This is a genomic window from Acinetobacter zhairuonensis (assembly GCF_022601715.1).
In the GTDB taxonomy this organism is placed as follows: Bacteria; Pseudomonadota; Gammaproteobacteria; order Pseudomonadales; family Moraxellaceae; genus Acinetobacter.
In genome coordinates, this window is the sequence record NZ_JAKVIM010000010.1 from 16,055 (window position 1) to 33,462 (window position 17,408).

At 39.5% G+C, this 17,408-nt stretch carries 19 protein-coding genes; 13 read left to right on the forward strand and 6 right to left on the reverse strand.

Annotation, left to right across the window (positions count from 1 at the left end; genetic code table 11):
* Window positions 1-14: 14 nt before the first annotated feature.
* Window positions 15-1,202 (reverse strand): O-succinylhomoserine sulfhydrylase, encoded by a 1,188-nt coding sequence (locus MKI85_RS09380; protein WP_241627150.1) that lies wholly within the window; start codon window positions 1,200-1,202, stop codon window positions 15-17.
* A 145-nt stretch (window positions 1,203-1,347) separates the two neighbouring features.
* Here MKI85_RS09380 and MKI85_RS09385 point away from each other — a divergent pair, with 145 nt between their 5' ends.
* From MKI85_RS09385 to MKI85_RS09405, 5 genes are all read left to right on the forward strand, one after another.
* Window positions 1,348-2,436: an alpha/beta fold hydrolase gene (locus MKI85_RS09385; RefSeq protein ID WP_413351784.1), complete on the forward strand. Its 1,089-nt coding sequence runs from the start codon at window positions 1,348-1,350 to the stop codon at window positions 2,434-2,436.
* Between the two features lie 10 nt (window positions 2,437-2,446).
* Window positions 2,447-3,319 (forward strand): NAD(P)-dependent oxidoreductase, encoded by an 873-nt coding sequence (locus MKI85_RS09390; protein WP_241627154.1) that lies wholly within the window; start codon window positions 2,447-2,449, stop codon window positions 3,317-3,319.
* 86 nt (window positions 3,320-3,405) lie between these two features.
* On the forward strand, window positions 3,406-3,675 hold the full coding sequence (locus MKI85_RS09395; protein WP_241627156.1) for a YARHG domain-containing protein: 270 nt from the start codon (window positions 3,406-3,408) through the stop codon (window positions 3,673-3,675).
* A 45-nt stretch (window positions 3,676-3,720) separates the two neighbouring features.
* A complete protein-coding gene (locus MKI85_RS09400; RefSeq protein WP_100241664.1) occupies window positions 3,721-4,140 on the forward strand; it encodes an HIT family protein in 420 nt (139 codons plus the stop codon).
* A 255-nt stretch (window positions 4,141-4,395) separates the two neighbouring features.
* On the forward strand, window positions 4,396-5,478 hold the full coding sequence (locus MKI85_RS09405; RefSeq protein WP_241627158.1) for a porin: 1,083 nt from the start codon (window positions 4,396-4,398) through the stop codon (window positions 5,476-5,478).
* A gap of 38 nt (window positions 5,479-5,516) precedes the next feature.
* On the opposite strand, the gene MKI85_RS09410 is transcribed toward MKI85_RS09405, so the two are convergent.
* Both MKI85_RS09410 and MKI85_RS09415 read right to left on the reverse strand, forming a co-directional pair.
* Window positions 5,517-6,917 carry a methylenetetrahydrofolate reductase C-terminal domain-containing protein gene (locus MKI85_RS09410; protein ID WP_241627159.1) on the reverse strand — a complete coding sequence of 467 codons (1,401 nt, stop codon included), beginning with the start codon at window positions 6,915-6,917 and terminating at the stop codon, window positions 5,517-5,519.
* A gap of 143 nt (window positions 6,918-7,060) precedes the next feature.
* The gene (locus MKI85_RS09415; RefSeq protein WP_241627161.1) at window positions 7,061-7,531 is read right to left on the reverse strand and encodes a DUF6231 family protein; all 471 of its coding nucleotides are present in this window, start codon (window positions 7,529-7,531) and stop codon (window positions 7,061-7,063) included.
* Window positions 7,532-7,563: 32 nt separating this feature from the next.
* On the opposite strand from MKI85_RS09415, the gene MKI85_RS09420 reads away from it, so the two are divergent.
* Window positions 7,564-8,436 (forward strand): DUF2797 domain-containing protein, encoded by an 873-nt coding sequence (locus MKI85_RS09420; RefSeq protein ID WP_241627163.1) that lies wholly within the window; start codon window positions 7,564-7,566, stop codon window positions 8,434-8,436.
* Between the two features lie 58 nt (window positions 8,437-8,494).
* On the opposite strand, the gene MKI85_RS09425 is transcribed toward MKI85_RS09420, so the two are convergent.
* The 3 genes from MKI85_RS09425 to MKI85_RS09435 all read right to left on the reverse strand — a co-directional run bounded on the left by MKI85_RS09425 (window position 8,495) and on the right by MKI85_RS09435 (window position 11,355).
* The gene (locus tag MKI85_RS09425) at window positions 8,495-10,363 is read right to left on the reverse strand and encodes a SurA N-terminal domain-containing protein (RefSeq protein WP_241627165.1); all 1,869 of its coding nucleotides are present in this window, start codon (window positions 10,361-10,363) and stop codon (window positions 8,495-8,497) included.
* A gap of 131 nt (window positions 10,364-10,494) precedes the next feature.
* Entirely contained in the window at window positions 10,495-10,767 is a 273-nt protein-coding gene (locus MKI85_RS09430) for an HU family DNA-binding protein (RefSeq protein ID WP_004697018.1), read from the reverse strand.
* Between the two features lie 168 nt (window positions 10,768-10,935).
* Window positions 10,936-11,355 (reverse strand): phasin family protein, encoded by a 420-nt coding sequence (locus tag MKI85_RS09435; protein ID WP_241627370.1) that lies wholly within the window; start codon window positions 11,353-11,355, stop codon window positions 10,936-10,938.
* Window positions 11,356-11,593: 238 nt separating this feature from the next.
* On the opposite strand from MKI85_RS09435, the gene MKI85_RS09440 reads away from it, so the two are divergent.
* The 7 genes from MKI85_RS09440 (at window position 11,594) to hscA (ending at window position 17,397) form a co-directional block, all read left to right on the forward strand.
* A complete protein-coding gene (locus tag MKI85_RS09440; protein WP_241627167.1) occupies window positions 11,594-12,244 on the forward strand; it encodes a hypothetical protein in 651 nt (216 codons plus the stop codon).
* A gap of 112 nt (window positions 12,245-12,356) precedes the next feature.
* Complete coding sequence (locus MKI85_RS09445; RefSeq protein ID WP_241627169.1) at window positions 12,357-12,833, forward strand: Rrf2 family transcriptional regulator; 477 nt, start codon at window positions 12,357-12,359, stop codon at window positions 12,831-12,833.
* 1 nt (window position 12,834) lies between these two features.
* A complete protein-coding gene (locus tag MKI85_RS09450; protein WP_241627171.1) occupies window positions 12,835-14,052 on the forward strand; it encodes an IscS subfamily cysteine desulfurase in 1,218 nt (405 codons plus the stop codon).
* A 101-nt stretch (window positions 14,053-14,153) separates the two neighbouring features.
* On the forward strand, window positions 14,154-14,540 hold the full coding sequence (gene iscU, locus MKI85_RS09455; RefSeq protein WP_016166297.1) for a Fe-S cluster assembly scaffold IscU: 387 nt from the start codon (window positions 14,154-14,156) through the stop codon (window positions 14,538-14,540).
* 36 nt (window positions 14,541-14,576) lie between these two features.
* A complete protein-coding gene (iscA, locus tag MKI85_RS09460) occupies window positions 14,577-14,897 on the forward strand; it encodes an iron-sulfur cluster assembly protein IscA (protein ID WP_241627172.1) in 321 nt (106 codons plus the stop codon).
* Between the two features lie 90 nt (window positions 14,898-14,987).
* Entirely contained in the window at window positions 14,988-15,503 is a 516-nt protein-coding gene (gene hscB, locus MKI85_RS09465) for a Fe-S protein assembly co-chaperone HscB (protein WP_241627174.1), read from the forward strand.
* Between the two features lie 34 nt (window positions 15,504-15,537).
* Entirely contained in the window at window positions 15,538-17,397 is a 1,860-nt protein-coding gene (gene hscA, locus MKI85_RS09470) for a Fe-S protein assembly chaperone HscA (protein WP_241627177.1), read from the forward strand.
* Window positions 17,398-17,408: the final 11 nt, after the last annotated feature.

Genomic DNA, 17,408 nt, shown 5'->3' on the forward strand with positions numbered 1-17,408 from the left:
ATTAACGCTAAAACTTAAATCAGCTCTAACCCGCGGTTTAAATCGCGAATAATATCATCAATGTCTTCTAATCCAACTGAAACGCGGATTAAGCCTTCACGAATACCCGCGGCTTCTTTTGCTTCAGGCGAAAGCTTACCATGAGTTGTAGTTGCTGGATGGGTAATTGTTGACTTCACATCACCCAAGTTACCTGTAATTGAAATAAATTGGGTATTGTCGATGACTTTCCAAGCCCCTTCACGCCCACCTTTCACCTCAAAAGAAACAATACCACCAAAACCTGTTTGCTGTTTAGCAGCAAGCTCATGTCCTACGTGTTCAGGTAAGCCTGCATAATAGACTTTTTCAACTTTATCATGCTGTTTTAGATATTCAGCTAACTTTTGTGCCCCTTCAGAATGCGCCTTCATGCGTAAACGTAAGGTTTCCAATCCTTTTAAGAATACCCACGCATTAAATGGGCTCATAGATGGACCAGTAGTACGCACATAACCAAAAACTTCTTCAAGCAATTTATGGCTACCCACTACCGCACCACCTAAGGCACGACCTTGCCCATCCAAATATTTAGTTGCCGAATAAACAATTAGATCAGCACCAAACTGAATTGGTCGCTGTAACACAGGTGTACAGAAACTGTTATCTATCGCCAATAAAGCACCATTCGCATGTGCGATATCTGCGAGAGCCTGAATATCAGCAACTTCTGCTAAAGGATTAGATGGTGACTCTACAAATAATAATTTCGTCTCAGGTTTCACTGCATTTTTCCAAGCAGCCAAATCAGTGAGATCGACAAAATCCACTGCAACGCCAAATTTAGCTACATATTTTTCAAACAATGAAACCGTTGAGCCAAATACCGCACGAGAACAAATGACATGATCGCCAGCTTTTAAAAACGACATTGCCACAGCCATGATTGCTGCCATACCAGAACTGGTCGCAACTGCACGCTCTGCTCCTTCTAGGGCTGCTAAACGCTTCTCAAACATGGATACTGTAGGATTGGTAAAACGCGAGTAAATATTCCCTGGTTCTTGTCCAGAAAATTTTGCCGCTGCTTCAGCCGCATTTTCATAAACAAATGAGGAAGTTAAAAAGATAGGTTCGCCATGCTCACCTTCAAAACTACGCGTATGACCAGTTCGAATCGCTAATGTATCGGGTTGATATTCAATGTCGTCTTGTTGGCTCATTTCTACGATTCAGTTCAAAGAACTGCCTTTGTGAATAATTGCAAACATTTTGAGCGCCTACGGTATTTCAGGTCAAGGTAAAATATAAAATTATCGTTTAGACTTCGAGCAAATCTTTAGGTAGGTCAATAAAATGTCCATAACCATAAAACTAAAACAAAAGATCAGTCGTCATAAAGTGCAGCTAAAAAACTTATCTACCCGTTTCTTTAAGCAACATTCGCTGATTCTCTCTGAAAGCACTCCCTATGAAATTGTGGCGTATAACGATTATGCCAAAGTCCGTTACTATCCAGCACCAGCGAAGCACTTTGTTGAACCTCTCGTTCTAGTCGCACCATTTGCGATTAATATGGCGATCTATGACTTGTTCCCTTATCGTTCTTTGGTCAAACATTTTCAAAATCAGGGTTTTGAGGTGTATTTAGTGGAATGGAAGCATTTTCGCTTTCGCGATCATCATATTCATTTTTTAACCATTATTGACTATGCCTTGCCTGACTGCATTCAAAAGATTCGTCAACATGCGGGTTCTGAACAAATATCACTGCATGGTTGGAGCATGGCGGGTATCTTTGTCTTACTTTATAGCGCCCTAAAACAACCCAACTTTATAAAAAACTTAATTGTTTTAGGTAGCCCGATTGACAGCTATGCTTCTGGAGTAATTGGTAAGTTGAATCAAAGCACATATCAACTCATTCAACGTAATCAAACTTTAGATCGACTCTTATTTTCAAACAAAATTCTTAAAAAATACACCCATACACCAGGACGCTTAAATTCAATCGGTTTCAAAATTCTTGACCCGAAAGGATGGTATGCAAGCGTCAAAACTTTGCTGGGTAACTTAGATGACCTAGAAACTGTCCGTGAAAATGCAACTATCAGCCACTTTCTCAATAATATGATTGATTATCCCGGTGGCATAAACCAAGACATGATTTTTAAAGTTTGGCTTAAAAATGAACTAAAACATGGCATTATTCAACTCGAAGATAAGCAAATCAAATTAAATTCAATCACGTCTTCTCTATTGATTGGCGCGGGTCTAAGCGATCAACTTGTTACAGCCGATGCAATAAAACCATTAACTAAATTGACAAACAGCCAGGATGTCACGTTTACTCTTATCCCTGGAGGACATTTGGGTTTAATGTCAAGCAAAGCCAGTGCTGAACAATTTTGGCCCGAATTAACCTCATGGCTAGAACAACGATCAACAAAGATATAAAGGAAAAACCATGATTCATTCAGTTGCATTTATTGGTTTAGGCGCGATGGGCTATCGAATGGCAGCTCATCTTCCTAAGCATTTTGAAACCGTATTTGTTTGGAACCGAAATTTCGCTAAAGCTGAACAACATGCAACTGAATACGGCACACTTGCAGTATCTTTACAGGATGCTGTTCAAGCTGATGTAATTTTCTCATGCCTACCAACCAGTCAAGACGTTGAAGCATTAATTTCAGGTCTAGAACTAAAGGCTGGCAGTATTTGGATTGACTGTACCAGTGGCGTACCTGAATCTGCAAAGAATTTGACAGCAGCCTTAAGCGTACAACAAGTGTCATTTTTAGATGCACCTGTGAGCGGGCAAACCATTGGGGCAGAGAATGCAACATTAACCGTGATGGTTGGCGGTAATACAGAAGCATTTGAAAAAGCTCTTCCAGCCTTACAGGCTGTTGGCAAGCTGATCAAGCATGTGGGCGATTCAGGAGCAGGATTTGCCGTTAAAGCGGTAAACAATATGCTGCTGGCGGTGAACTTATGTTCTGTAGCAGAGGGTTTTACCACCTTAAAAGCGCATGGGGTCCATCTTGATGAAGCACTGGATTGTATCAATGCATCAAGTGGTAAAAGTGGAGTAACAGAAACGGTTTTACCTCAACGCGTATTAAATCGTAGCTTTCCACTGACCTTTGCGTTACCTTTATTGGCGAAAGATACAGGTATTGCATTAGATTTAGTGCGGGATGCTAAACTTTCCGCACCAGTCATTGCACTTACCCAAAGTCTCATTCAAGCCGCAAGTGATCTTTCGCCATCCGATAGTGACTTTTCTAGCGCCGTTAAATTATATGAGTCTTGGAGTAAAATTACCCTAGAGTAATAAATTGCCATTGAAGATGACGAATTAAACCCAATATTGTAATAAGGTGTTTAAAACAAACTGTTACAAACCATGAGGAAACTCTTATGAGTAAGTTGCTTATTGCTTGTCTTACAGGTCTATCAACTTTTATTGGTGCCCAAACGTTCGCTGCTACACCAGAACAAGAGTGTCAAAAACTGAAAAACGACCATGATGTCATTTATGCATCAAAAGGTTTCTGTTTCAAAGACCCTGAAGCAAAAGCAAAGTTTGGTAATGACAACTGTTATACAACCAAGCCAAAGTTTTCAGACAAAGAACAACAACGACTTGATGAAATTAAAGCTCGTCAGAAAGAGTTGAACTGTAAATAATCACTCAGTCTCCTTATCTTAAGGAGACCATTTAAAGGAATAATGATGGCTTACGACGATCAAAATATTTTTGCAAGAATTTTGCGCGGAGAACTTCCAGCAATTAAGGTCTATGAAGATGATCAGGTTCTTGCATTTATGGATATCATGCCGCAAGCAGATGGTCACACCTTAGTCATTCCAAAAACACCCGCAATCAGCCTACTTGACCTTCCTGCTGAGGCAGCCGCTTATACTATTCAAGTGACACAAAAAGTGGCTCGTGCAATGGAAAAAGCCTTAGGTGTGGATGGCATTATTTTAATGCAGTTAAGTGGTGCTCCTGCTGGACAGACTGTTCCACATGTCCACTTCCATCTTATTCCAACCAATGTGCATCAGCTTGGAAAACATGCTGCGCAAATGGGTGATCAAGAAAAAATTAAAGCGCAAGCCGAAAAGATTAAAGCTGCTTTAGAAGCATAATTGATTGATCCAAATATTAAATGGAGCCGTAAGGCTCCATTTTTTCACAACATAATAAAGTAAAACATCATAAATCCAATAGTTATCTAATCATGTATCGTCATCAAACTGTCATTTATTTTTCACCTTGCTGTCACAAAGTTTACAGATACTGCATAGCAAGTTGGTGAGCTATGTAACGAATTGTACAGAAGCGAGCTAAAAATAAGAGTTTGTAGGCACTTGCCATAAAAATCGTGTTTTGGAGAAATCTCAATGAAAAAATTGCTTCTTGCTGCAGCAGTAACCACTTTAAGCTTAAACGCAGCACAAGCAGCGCCAACTTTGTACGGTAAATTAAACGTATCTATCGACAATGTTGACAACTATGATTTCAAAGGTAATGACGTTTCTGAAGTAAGCTCTCATGCTTCACGCTTAGGGGTTAAAGGCGAGGAAAAACTTACAGAAAAACTTTCTGCAATTTACCAAGCTGAATGGGCTGTTTCTACTGATGGTTCAGGTTCTGATACTGACTGGAGTGCACGTAACCGTTTTCTTGGCTTAAAAACTGAAGGTGTGGGTGCATTAAAAGTTGGTAACTATGACTCATATTTCAAAACAGCTGCTGGTAAATACCAAGATATTTTCAATGACCACACTCGTCTAGACATGGGTAAAATCATGTATGGTGAAGAACGTCTTAAGAACGTGATTGGCTTTGAAACTGATAAGAAATTAATGGGTGGCTTGCAGTTCAGTGCAATGGCTCAACAAGGTGAAAACAGCGCTTCAGATTACACAACTGAAAAACGTGATGGGTTTGGCGATTCAGTTTCTACTGCGCTTAGCTATGAAAACAAAAACATGGGCTTAGCTTTAGCTGTTGCGGGTAACTTTGGTGTGCAAGGTGACTATGCGGCTTACAGCTTGAAAGACGTAGAATCTGATGCTATTCGTGTAACTGGTTCTTATAATTTTAAAGCATTAGGACTTTCTGGTTTAACACTTGGTGGCTTATGGCAACAAGCTGAATTATCAGACTCACCTTCAGCTGCAACATTAGAAGCTGAATCTTTAGTAAAAGAAGCTGCATCTCTTGAAGAACAAGCTTGGGGTATTACAGCAACTTACAATTTCAACAACACTCCTTGGACGTTAAAAGGCGAATACCACACTGCAGTATCTACAGCAGATAGTAAAGATGACCGCACTATTGATTTATACGGTCTTGGTCTAGACTACCAAATGAATAAGCAAGCACGTATGTACACGTTCGTGGCTCAACAGAAACGCGACTGGGTTAAAGAAGATGATACAATGACTGCATTTGGTTTAGGTATGGAATACAACTTCTAATCCTAACCTTGTTCAAAAAACACGCTTCGGCGTGTTTTTTATTTAGGCTGAAACCAATTCACCCAAGAGCTAGTACCACGCGATTCTATAGGTACGGTATCAATCAAGCGATCTTTTAAAATATCAATTTGATGAGTTTGCTCCGCTAAACGCGCTTTGACTGAATGAATACATTCTCTATCACCAAACTCACACCGATCTAAAGTTGTTCCACCACAAGGACCATTGGCCAAACCTTTTGGACAAGTTTCTGGGCAAATATATAGGGTATCTGCAAGGCGACACTGACCACAGCTCTCACAACCGACTACCCCATGTTTAGAGAAGTATTCTGACTTTAGAAGCAATTTATTGGCGAAACGACCCGACCAAAGCTTGGCATTAAAAACTTTACTTCCAACATTCCGCGCAATTTTAGAATCAAACATTGAATCATGCATCAACTGCATCGTTTTAAACTTCAATACTTGTTCTGATGGCACTGCTTTTTTAAATATATTGACCGTAGGCTTAAACTCATCCCCGGACTCCAAGCGATTTAATAACGCCCATTCTTGTAAACACTGTTCAAGACTGTAATTTTTATAATGTGCTAAAGCCTCTTCTAGTTTTCTTTGCTCATCAACATTATGGCAGGCTGACAAATGCACACCAGCAAAACCCCAATGACGGCAAATTAAAATCTGTAAGGCACAGCGCGCATAAACATTTTGCTCAGCAACAAGAATATCAAACTCTTGTTCTTGCTTAAGCAGCTCAAGTAAATGTGGTGTTAAAACAATGCCAGCCACTTGATGTTTATACATAAATTCTGCACGTGCTAATGTTAAGGGCATCACACAGGCATACAGATCAACACCAGCATGATGATCACCCAAATACTGTTTGGCATGCCTTAAAGCATCTAAATCAAATCCAAGCTGAATGATCACATAATCCGCGCCTGCATGAACTTTTTTATCTAATTTATAGTATTGAGCAGTATGTTCAGCATGAGCATATTTAAACGGGTTAAGTGCTACACCCACTTTTATTTCTGGTGCCAGCTTCTTCGACTGCATTACAGCATTCACAGATTCTAAATAGCGTGTCCGTGGTGTGTTTATACCTTGACCATTTTGATGCTGCTTTAACTTATCTCCTGTCAGCAACAAAACATTCGAATATCCTTGCTTCTGAGCCGCTTGAATAAAACAATTGAAATCTGTGATATCCCGACCTTTACCCGAAAAATGTAAAATTTTAGGAATTTCAGCAACATAATTCTGAGCTATCGCTAACGGCTCCGGATCATCATCAGTACGTACACGATCAGCTATAGTCATCATGACAGGATAACCTGCTATATGAGATGGCACAGGCTGTACGTGTTTGGTCGGCAAGAATTCTAGAAAAATAGAAAATGGCTGATATGGGGCGGAATCAGTATGTAAAGGCATAATATCAGGAAGATAAGTGACAAATGTCAAAAATGAGCGCGTTATTATAAAAGATGAAAATGCTCATATGCAAAATAAATAAGTGCCTTATAAAAATTAGATCTTACAAGACACTCAAAATTAACCATCTTAGAATGAAATCATTACCAGCGAAATTTGTTCCAGTTTTCTGGGTTTGCCCAATATTTGGAGTTAAACCAATCTGGCACATGCTTATAGTTTAGAATATTGAATTGCCAGATCGCCAATCCACCACACTGCTCTGTTTTCTCAATTAGCTGTGTAAAACCCAGTGCACGCATGAGCTTTTCATCCTGCTCACCTGTCACCACCACCAGTTTTTTGGCCATTAAATCTCGCAGTTTGACCAAGAACTGTGACTTCATCACCTCTGACAACTGTTTCATTTCCGGATTATCCAATAATACAAAACCCAAATCATAACGTTGCGTAAAAGGCAGACTTAAAAACTCAGTTACGTTAAAATGAGTCCAACGAATTGATTGATTCTGGTCATATTGTTCTAAATTTTGACCAATACACAATGCAGTTTGAATAGGCTGTTCCTGAGATAAATCGTCTAGCATAGAAGTGATGACATTCTGTTCAGCCATAACTGCATCCTTATTATTTGAGTGAGCTTTTCATGGAACTACAAGGCATTTGTCATAAAATGCATGCAGGTCTCAAGGACCTTAGTGTAACTGATCAACAGACTCGCAAGGCAAATGTTGAATATAAATTTATCTTAGATCGCGCAGAAATTGAGCTCCCATTCAGTTTAGGTCAAGAAATAGAGCTTGAATGGACAGGTAACATTTCCTGTGTATCTTGCGGCAGTAAAACACCGAAGTCTTATTCACAAGGACATTGTTTTAAATGCTTTAAGACCAAAGCTTCTTGTGACATGTGCATCATGAAACCTGAGACTTGCCATTATCATCTTGGAACTTGTCGTGAGGATAGTTTCGCGCATGAGGTTTGCTTTCAACCACATATTGTTTATTTAGCCAATTCAAGCGCTTTAAAAGTCGGTATTACTCGACTAGGTCAAATGCCTACCCGCTGGTTAGACCAAGGTGCAACCCAAGCGCTGCCAATTATGAAGGTCGGCTCTAGACGACTTTCAGGACAATTAGAAATCATGTTTGGTACTCAAGTCGCCGATAAAACTGATTGGCGTAAACTACTCAAAGGCGAAGCAGAGCCTTTAGACTTACTAGAAGTACGCGAACAACTCATTCAAGAATTTGCACCAAAAATTCAAACTATTCGCGATGAATTTAGCCAAAACCTTGAATTCAATGAAACCGTTGAGTTACTGGAAGATGAACGGCCACGTGAGTTTATTTATCCTGTAGAACACTACCCTGAAAAGATAAAGTCACATAATCTAGATAAAACACCTATCATACGCGGTAAGTTACAAGGCATTAAAGGTCAATACTTACTCTTAGATACAGGCGTCATTAACATCCGCAAATACACTGGCTATGAAATTATTCTACGTGCCGAATGATTCCGTAATGTTATAAGCAATAAAAAACCAGCCTAGGCTGGTTTTTTATTGCTGTTAATTATTTAATCTTCGCTTGACTCTTCAAGTATTGAGTATAGTCATCAAGCTCTTGCTGACCACGAAGTTGTTGATAAAGTTTAGACAACTCTGCCAACTGTTCAGGAGTCAACGCATTTGCAGCAGTTTTATTTACATTAGAAATTGCAACCACAACAAATTCATTCGGTAAAGTCGCAGTTGTAACAGACCACATACCAGCTTTAGGTGCTGGAACACTGAATGCCGCACGCTCAACCTGACGTTTTAAACCTTGCGAGCGTGTAAATATACCCGCATCTTCAAAACTTAATTGATTTTTAGCCATGACTGTTGCAGCTGGTTGCGTCTTAAACTCATCCAATGTTTTTTGGATTTTGGCTTTAGCCGCCGCCGCAGCTTTTACTTCAATAATTTTTGCTTTAACACGTGTATTGGCTTCTGCTAAAGATTGCTCGCCTGCAGCATGGTAATCACGTACTTTTACCCACACCACATCACCATTTGCCAATTGGATGTTGCTTGAAGCATTACGATCACCATTTTTCACATCCTCATTAAACAGTTTAGCTTTAACATTTGCCTCACTTAAAACAGGGTGCTGCATGCCTAAAGTTAGACCTTTAATTGATTGAACCTGAACACCTTTCACTTCTTGTGCCACAGTATCCAATGCATCACTACCAACAACCATTTCATTCAAGTTGTTCACAGCATCAGAGAATGCATTCGCAGATTTTGCTTTTTGTACCTCAGCAATGAGACGCGGCTTTTCAACTTCAAAAGCAGGCAATTTAACTGCTGGCGCTTCTGCTGAAATGATGTGATAACCATATTGCGTTTTTACTGGTGCAGAAATCTGACCCGATTTTAACGCCGCTACAGCTGAGTCGAATGCATTACCAAAGAAACCTTTATCATAGGCTGCAATAACACCACCATTACCTTTAGAAGCAGTATCATCTGAATATTTCTGTGCCGCTTCAGCAAAGCTCATACCTGCTTTAATTTTTGCCGACACATCATCAGCCAATTTCTTAGCTTCAGCATCTGTACGTGAATCCACAGCAATTAAAATATGTTTAACCTGAGGTTGAACTTTTGCTTTTTCAGCTTCTACAAACTTAGCATAAGCCTGTTGTAATTCAGCATCTGAAATCTGCACATTCGCAGCAGGAAGATTCGATGGGCTAAGTACCACAAAATCAACATCTACACTGGCAACTTGTCTAAATTCATTTTTGTGCTTGTTATAGTAGTCCGTAATTTCTTGCTGGCTTACCTGAATACCTTTCTTATAATCATCAAGCTTGATACTTGCTAAATGAATTGTACGTTGTTCCGTCTGTAGGTTCGCAATTTGTTGAATATCAACCTTACTTACCAATGCATAATCCATCAATGTTGATGTCATCATTTTTAGTGCATGATCTTGACGCAAGTTTTCAATTAAAGCCTGGCTGGTTAAACCTACTGATTTTAAATAATTCGCATAAAGCGCTTCAGAAAATTTACCATTTTCTTGCAAGCTCGGTTGTTGTGCAATCATTTGCTCAATTTGAGCATCGCTCAATGAAACACCCAACTTTTCTGCTTGTTGTAATAGTAAGTTACGTGCAATCAGCGACTCTAAAGCCTTGTCCTTAATGAACGATTGATTCAATAACGTTTCATCACCATTCACATAAGATAAATATTGCTGGCTATAAGATTTGGTCGCATTATCCAGTTCTTTATTGCTGATTTCTTGCCCGTTTACTGTCTTGGCAGCATCTTTTGATTTACCACTACTAAAATATCCTTCAATACCTACAAGTGCTAAAGGGATCAAAAACAAAATGAGCAAAACTTTGCCCAACCAGCCCTTAATAACTTTACGAAAAGATTCCATAAGTATTCCAATATTTTATTTGTGCCGCATTTTACCCGAAAAGCTGATATGAATGAATGCGTATAGACATCAAATCAGCATTATTAATAAAAAACGCGCCGAAAAGGCGCGTTTGGTAAATCATTAAAAGATTAAGCTACAGAATCTTTTAAACCTTTACCTGCTTTAAAGCTAGGAACTTTGCTTGCTTTAATTTCAAGAGTCGCACCAGTTTGTGGGTTACGACCAGTACGAGCAGCACGCTCTTTCACATTGAAAGTACCGAAGCCAACAAGTGTAACCGTATCACCAGATTTAAGCGCTTCAGTGATTGAAGCAATTGTCGCGTCTAAGGCTTTACCTGCGTCAGTCTTAGACAATCCCCCTTTTTCTGCAATTGCATCAATTAATTCTGATTTATTCATGAAGATGAAGTCCTCTAATATCGTTTATTTAAGGTTCAAGGATATAGTTTAAATTACCATAACGCCTTTATAGCAATGCTTTAGGGGAGAACGCAATACTCCTCTTGAGCTTTTCTACAAATTTAATCGCAAATTAACTCGGAAAAAATAGCAAAGTTCCGAAAACTGTCATTTTTTATCAATTTTTGCTTTCAGTTGTTCATTTTCTATAATCAAAGCATCCACCTTACTATGTAATTGTAAAATCAAGCTTTCCAAATGTTGAATATCTTTTGCTGTAACCAGACCAATACGATTTAAAGAATGATGCACACTGTGGTCTATCAGCTTCTCCACCTTGTCTTTGGTATCGACTACAGACTCTTTGGCTTTTTCTGAAACTTTTTCGACCGTTTGGTCAGCAATTTCTGATGTTTTCGATTCTAACTCTTCACCGACTTTAACCAAAGAGTCAAAAAGTTTATTACCCTCTTCTTCAGCACGCGAAAAGGCACCCAAACCAGCCAGCCAAATTTGCTTGGTGTATTTCCTAAAATCTAGCCCCGATTTTGATCTATGACGGATACGCTCCCTTTGAGCCTCATCCATTACTGAAACTTCATCATCATTATTCTCTGTTTTTGCCGTTTTATTCATTTGAGCTACTCCAGCTTATTTTCTGTCCCATTCACACAACAACCGTATAAATAAACTCATAATAGCAAACTTAATACTTGATCGATTTGCAAAACTGTTCTACAAAGCAGGTTTAATACGCAATTTATTTCAGTCCTCAAACACATACAATGAGATAGGACAGTTTGTTTACCCGAAAGGATTAGGTTTTATGAGCGATTCGCAACAAAGACAAAATCAACCACATTTGTTGCTGACAACATCCATGATTGTTTTAGAAACGATTTTTACTTTCATTGTTAAACGCGATCCAGTTGTTGCATTACAAGCCAAAAAATTTATTGAACAAAAAATTGCGATTAAAATTAATAGCTATGTACCTTATTTCGACTTTTATGTGCAGTTCAATGAGCATGGTATTCTATTTGATACCAAAGCTCCTGAAAAACCCGTAGATCTTGACGTTAGAACCACACTCATGGATTTAGTCAAAATTTTCATCTTTGCAAATCGACGTAGTATTAAAACCATGCGCATAGACGGAGATATTGTACTAAAAGATGAATTCCGTGATTTGGTATTACTATTTAGCGCACCGAAAGTGCTTGCTGACTGGAAGCAATGGTTCTTACAACCTGTTGATGATGAGCAGAATGTCACCTCCTCAAATAAACGTGTAGCACCACTTTTAGAGAAAATTGACCAACAACGTTCTAAAATTAATTCTCTTCAAGTTGAAGTAAAACAATATAAAAATCGCATCCGCCGCCTAGAACAAAAGCAAAAACGCATGAATACTGCCTTTTTTGTAACCACGCTACTCCTTGTTGCTTTATTCGTGTATAATATTTGGCTTTCATAAACCCCTATTTTTATTATTAATTAAAACAAAATAAATGGTCTCAAAAAAACTTGACTATTTTAGTCAGGATTCATAGAATCAACACATCTAGTCTAAACATGTGTATCGAATCATGCGCTTAACAACTCGCGGTCGCTACGCGGTGACTGCTCTACTTGATCTAGCTTTGCAGCCTACTGAACAAACGATCACACTAGCCGAAATTGCAGCTCGCCAAACTATTTCCGTTGCGTATCTTGAGCAGCTTTTTGCCAAGCTAAAACGTCATGGTCTAGTTTCTAGTGTTCGCGGGGCGAATGGTGGTTATCACCTTGCGCGCAATGCTGAAGACATCACTGTGTTAGAAATTATTGAAGCTGTAAATGAAACTGTAGATGCAACGCGTTGTGACCATAAAGGCAACTGTCAAAATGGTGCAATGTGTCTCACACATGATTTATGGCAAGAACTCTCTCACCACATCTCCGATTATCTCGCTAAAATCACACTTGCTGACCTTGTAGCTCGAGACAACGTACAAACCGTTGCCATTCGTCAAAACACAGCATCATTTGATTCAGCCCTTTTATCGGTTACAGGTAGTATTTGAAATGAAACGTCCGATTTATCTTGATTATGCAGCAACCACTCCTGTAGACCCTCAAGTTGCAGAGCGCATGATGGAATGTTTAACTTTCGACGGTACTTTTGGTAACCCAGCTTCACGCTCACATGCATATGGTTGGCAAGCTGAAGAGAAAGTTGAATACGCACGCGAACAAGTAGCGAATTTAATTAAAGCTGACCCGCGTGAAATCGTGTGGACTTCTGGTGCAACTGAGTCTGACAACCTAGCATTAAAAGGTGTAGCTCAATTTTATGCTTCTAAAGGCAAGCATATCATCACCAGTAAAATCGAACACAAAGCAATTTTAGATACTTGCCGCGAATTAGAGTCTGAAGGTTTTGAAATTACTTACCTTGAACCATTACCTCAAACAGGTTTAATTACTCCTGAAATGGTTCAAGCTGCAATTCGTCCAGACACCATCCTTGTTTCCCTTATGATGGTAAACAATGAAATTGGCACAGTAACTGATGTTGCTGCGATTGGCGAAATTACTCGTGCAAACAAAATTTTCTTCCATGTAGATGCTGCGCAAGCTGCTGGTAAAGTTGAAATTGACCTTTCCACTTTAAAAGTAGACTTAATGAGCTTCTCTGCTCACAAAATCTATGGTCCTAAAGGGATCGGCGCATTGTTTGTACGTCGTAGCCCACGTGTTCGCTTAAAAGCACAAATGCACGGTGGTGGTCATGAGCGTGGTATGCGTTCTGGCACTTTACCAACGCATCAAATTGTGGGTATGGGCGAGGCATTCGAACTTGCAGGCAAAAACTTGACTGCTGAACAAACTCGCTTACGTGGACTACGTGACAAACTTTGGAACGGTTTACAAGATCTTGAGCAGGTATTCCTTAACGGTCACCCTACTCAAAACGTTGCAAACTACCTGAATGTTAGCTTCAACTTTGTTGAAGGTGAATCATTAATGATGTCACTTAAAGATGCAGCTGTTTCTTCAGGTTCTGCATGTACATCTGCAACTTTAGAACCATCTTATGTACTTCGTGCATTAGGTCTTTCTGACGAATTGGCACACAGTTCAATCCGTTTCAGCTTTGGTAAATACACCACTGAAGAAGATATTGATCATGTGTTAAGCGTGACCCGAGCTGCTGTTGATAAGTTACGTGAACTTTCTCCGCTTTGGGATATGTATAAAGAAGGTATCGACCTTTCTACAGTCGAATGGGCTGAACACTAATTCTTTTCTTTCAATGAGATCATGACCAGTGATCTCATTGATAAAACCGAATTTAACCCCATATTAATATTAACGCTGACCCCGAGGTTTGGAGAAGCATCATGGCATATAGTGAAAAAGTAATCGATCATTACGAAAACCCTCGTAATGTAGGTGTTTTAGATAAAAACGCTGAAAATGTTGGTACTGGTATGGTTGGCGCGCCAGCTTGTGGCGATGTAATGCGCCTGCAAATCCAAGTCAACGACGAAGGTGTAATTGAAGAAGCTCGCTTCAAGACTTATGGTTGCGGTTCTGCAATTGCATCAAGTTCTTTAGTGACTGAATGGTTAAAGGGTAAAACTCTAGATCAAGCTCAAGCCATTAAAAATATTGATATTGCAACTGAACTTGCACTTCCACCTGTAAAAGTTCACTGCTCTGTACTTGCAGAAGATGCAATTAAAGCTGCTGTTGAAGACTATCGCAACAAGCAAACTAAAGCTTAATTGTTTCAATAATAGTGAAAGAATAACGGAGTTTTCATGATCAATTTAACTGAAAATGCTGCAACTCATATCAGCAATTACTTAATGAATCGCGGTAAGGGTGAAGGTATTCGCGTTGGCGTGAAAACTTCTGGCTGTTCAGGTTTGGCATACGTTCTCGAATTCGTTGATGAAGTTGATACACATGACCAAATGTTTGAACAGTTCGGTGTTAAAGTCTTTGTTGACCCGAAAAGCTTAGTCTATCTCGATGGTATGGAAATGGACTATGTTAAAAATGGTTTAAACGAAGGCTTCGAGTTTAACAACCCGAACAAAAAAGGCGAATGTGGTTGTGGTGAATCTTTCACCGTCTAATCTCTCTATTGCCTGCATCTATTAAAACAGTGTCTTTACACTGTTTTAATTCTATATATTTACATGAAATAATTGCGGATCCCATCTTCCATGAATCATTTTGAGTTGTTTAACCTTCCAGTAGCGCTCGATATTGATTTAGCAAGTTTAAAAAGTGAATTTTTAAAATTGCAGCAACAATATCACCCTGATAAAGCCGAAGATAAAGATCAAGCTCTGATTAAATCCAGTGAAATTAATCAAGCATTTAAGGTTTTATCACATGTGGATAGTCGTGCTGGATACTTATTGGCACTCAAAAAGCAAGATCACCATTTAGACCAATCAATTAGTGATTTTGAGTTTCTACAATCTGCACTCGAAATACGCGAACAACTCGATGATGCCACTTCAACAGATGATCTAGTTTCACTCAAAAAAGAAGTGTCGCAATGGATTGATGGATTAGTTCGTGAGTTCAAGATAGATTATGCCGATGAAGATTGGTCAGAAGCCCGCGACACCGTAAGAAAGCTACGTTTCTTCCAAAAAGTCATGCTCGATATTGATAAGGCTGAAGATCGTTTCTTGGATGATGATAGCTTCGATCTTGATGATGATTTCTAATTTTTTAAATTTTGCTGCTCAAAGGATGTAACGCATGGCACTTTTGCAAATTGCAGAACCGGGGCAATCAAGTGCACCTCATGAACACCGTATTGCGATTGGGATTGACTTAGGCACAACCCACTCTTTAGTCGCAACTGTGCTTTCAGGGAAAGCCAAAGTTCTTAACGATGAACAAGGTCAAGTGTTACTTCCTTCTATCGTTCATTACACCAGCAATCAGACCCATTATGGTGATGATGCAAAACCATTTATTACAGCTGATCCTAAAAATACGATTGTTTCTGTAAAACGATTCATGGGACGCTCTAAAGCTGACATTAAATTCCAACACCCCTACACACTTGTGGGTGAAGATCATCAAATGCCTGCATTTGAAACAGCTCAAGGTCGCAAAACTCCTGTAGAAATCTCTGCAGAAATTTTAAAACAACTCAAAGATCGCGCTGAAGAAAGTCTAAAAAATCCAGTGAATGGCGCAGTCATTACGGTACCAGCATATTTTGATGAAGCTCAACGCCAGGCGACACGTGATGCTGCACAACTGGCTGGTTTAAATGTGCTTCGCTTACTGAATGAACCAACAGCAGCAGCCGTGGCTTATGGTTTAGACCAAGAGACTAATTTAGAGACAGACCGTAACTATGTGATTTACGATCTAGGTGGCGGTACTTTTGACGTTTCTATTCTTCGTTTCTCACAAGGTGTATTCGAAGTTTTAGCCACAGGTGGTCATACTGCTCTTGGTGGTGATGACCTTGATCGACTCATCGTGAAGTGGGCAAAAAAACAACTCAACATCGAACATCTAGATGATGCCGAATACGCACACTTTATTGTGGCTGCACGTAAGGCAAAAGAAGCTTTATCAGACCAGACTGAAGTAGAACTTAAGCTACTAGATCAATCAATTCAGTTGGATCGCCCTACTTTTGAATCCATCATTCAAGTAGCACTCGATAAAACCATCAGCGTTTGTAAACGTGTGATGCGAGATGCAAAATTAGAACTCGATGATATTCAAAATGTGGTGTTGGTTGGCGGTTCAACGCGCTCTTATGCTGTGAAAAATGCAGTTCAATCTGTATTTAACCAAGAGCCTTTGTGCACAATCAACCCTGATGAAGTTGTTGCAATTGGTGCATCAATTACCGCAAACCAACTGATTGGCAACTCCAAAGATGGTTCATTACTACTGGATGTGACTCCACTTTCTCTTGGTCTTGAAACCATGGGCGGGTTGGTTGAACGCCTGATTTCTCGTAATACCGCTATCCCTGTTGCACGCCGCCAAGAATTCACCACCTATCAAGATGGTCAGACAGCCATGTTGATTCATGTGGTTCAAGGTGAACGTGATTTGGTTGAACATTGTCGTAGCTTGGGTCGTTTCGTCCTACATGGCATTCCACCAATGACGGCTGGTCAGGCACGCATTGAAGTCACATTCCAAGTTGATGCTGATGGCTTATTGACTGTATCTGCCAAAGAAACGACTTCTGGTGTGCATGCTCAAATTGATATCAAACCATCTTATGGTTTATCTGAGTCAGATACCGAACGACTTTTACTTGATGGTTTTAAATTTGCCGAAGAAGATAAAAATCTTCGACATCTACAAGAAACCAAAGTAGAAGCACAACGTGAACTAGAAGCTTTGGTTCAAGCCTTGAAAGTTGATACTCGCCTTCTTAGCACTGATCAGCTGGATCAACTTAATACAGCTAAAGCTCATCTTGAAGCTCAGTTGCAAGGTGATGATCTCAAAGCCATAGAACAAGCTATAGAACAGCTTAAAATTCACAGTGATAATTTTGCTGCATTACGTATGAACCAACATATTGATGCCGCATTAAAAGGCACCAAACTCGAAGATTGGTCAAACTCAAACTAATTAAGGTAAAG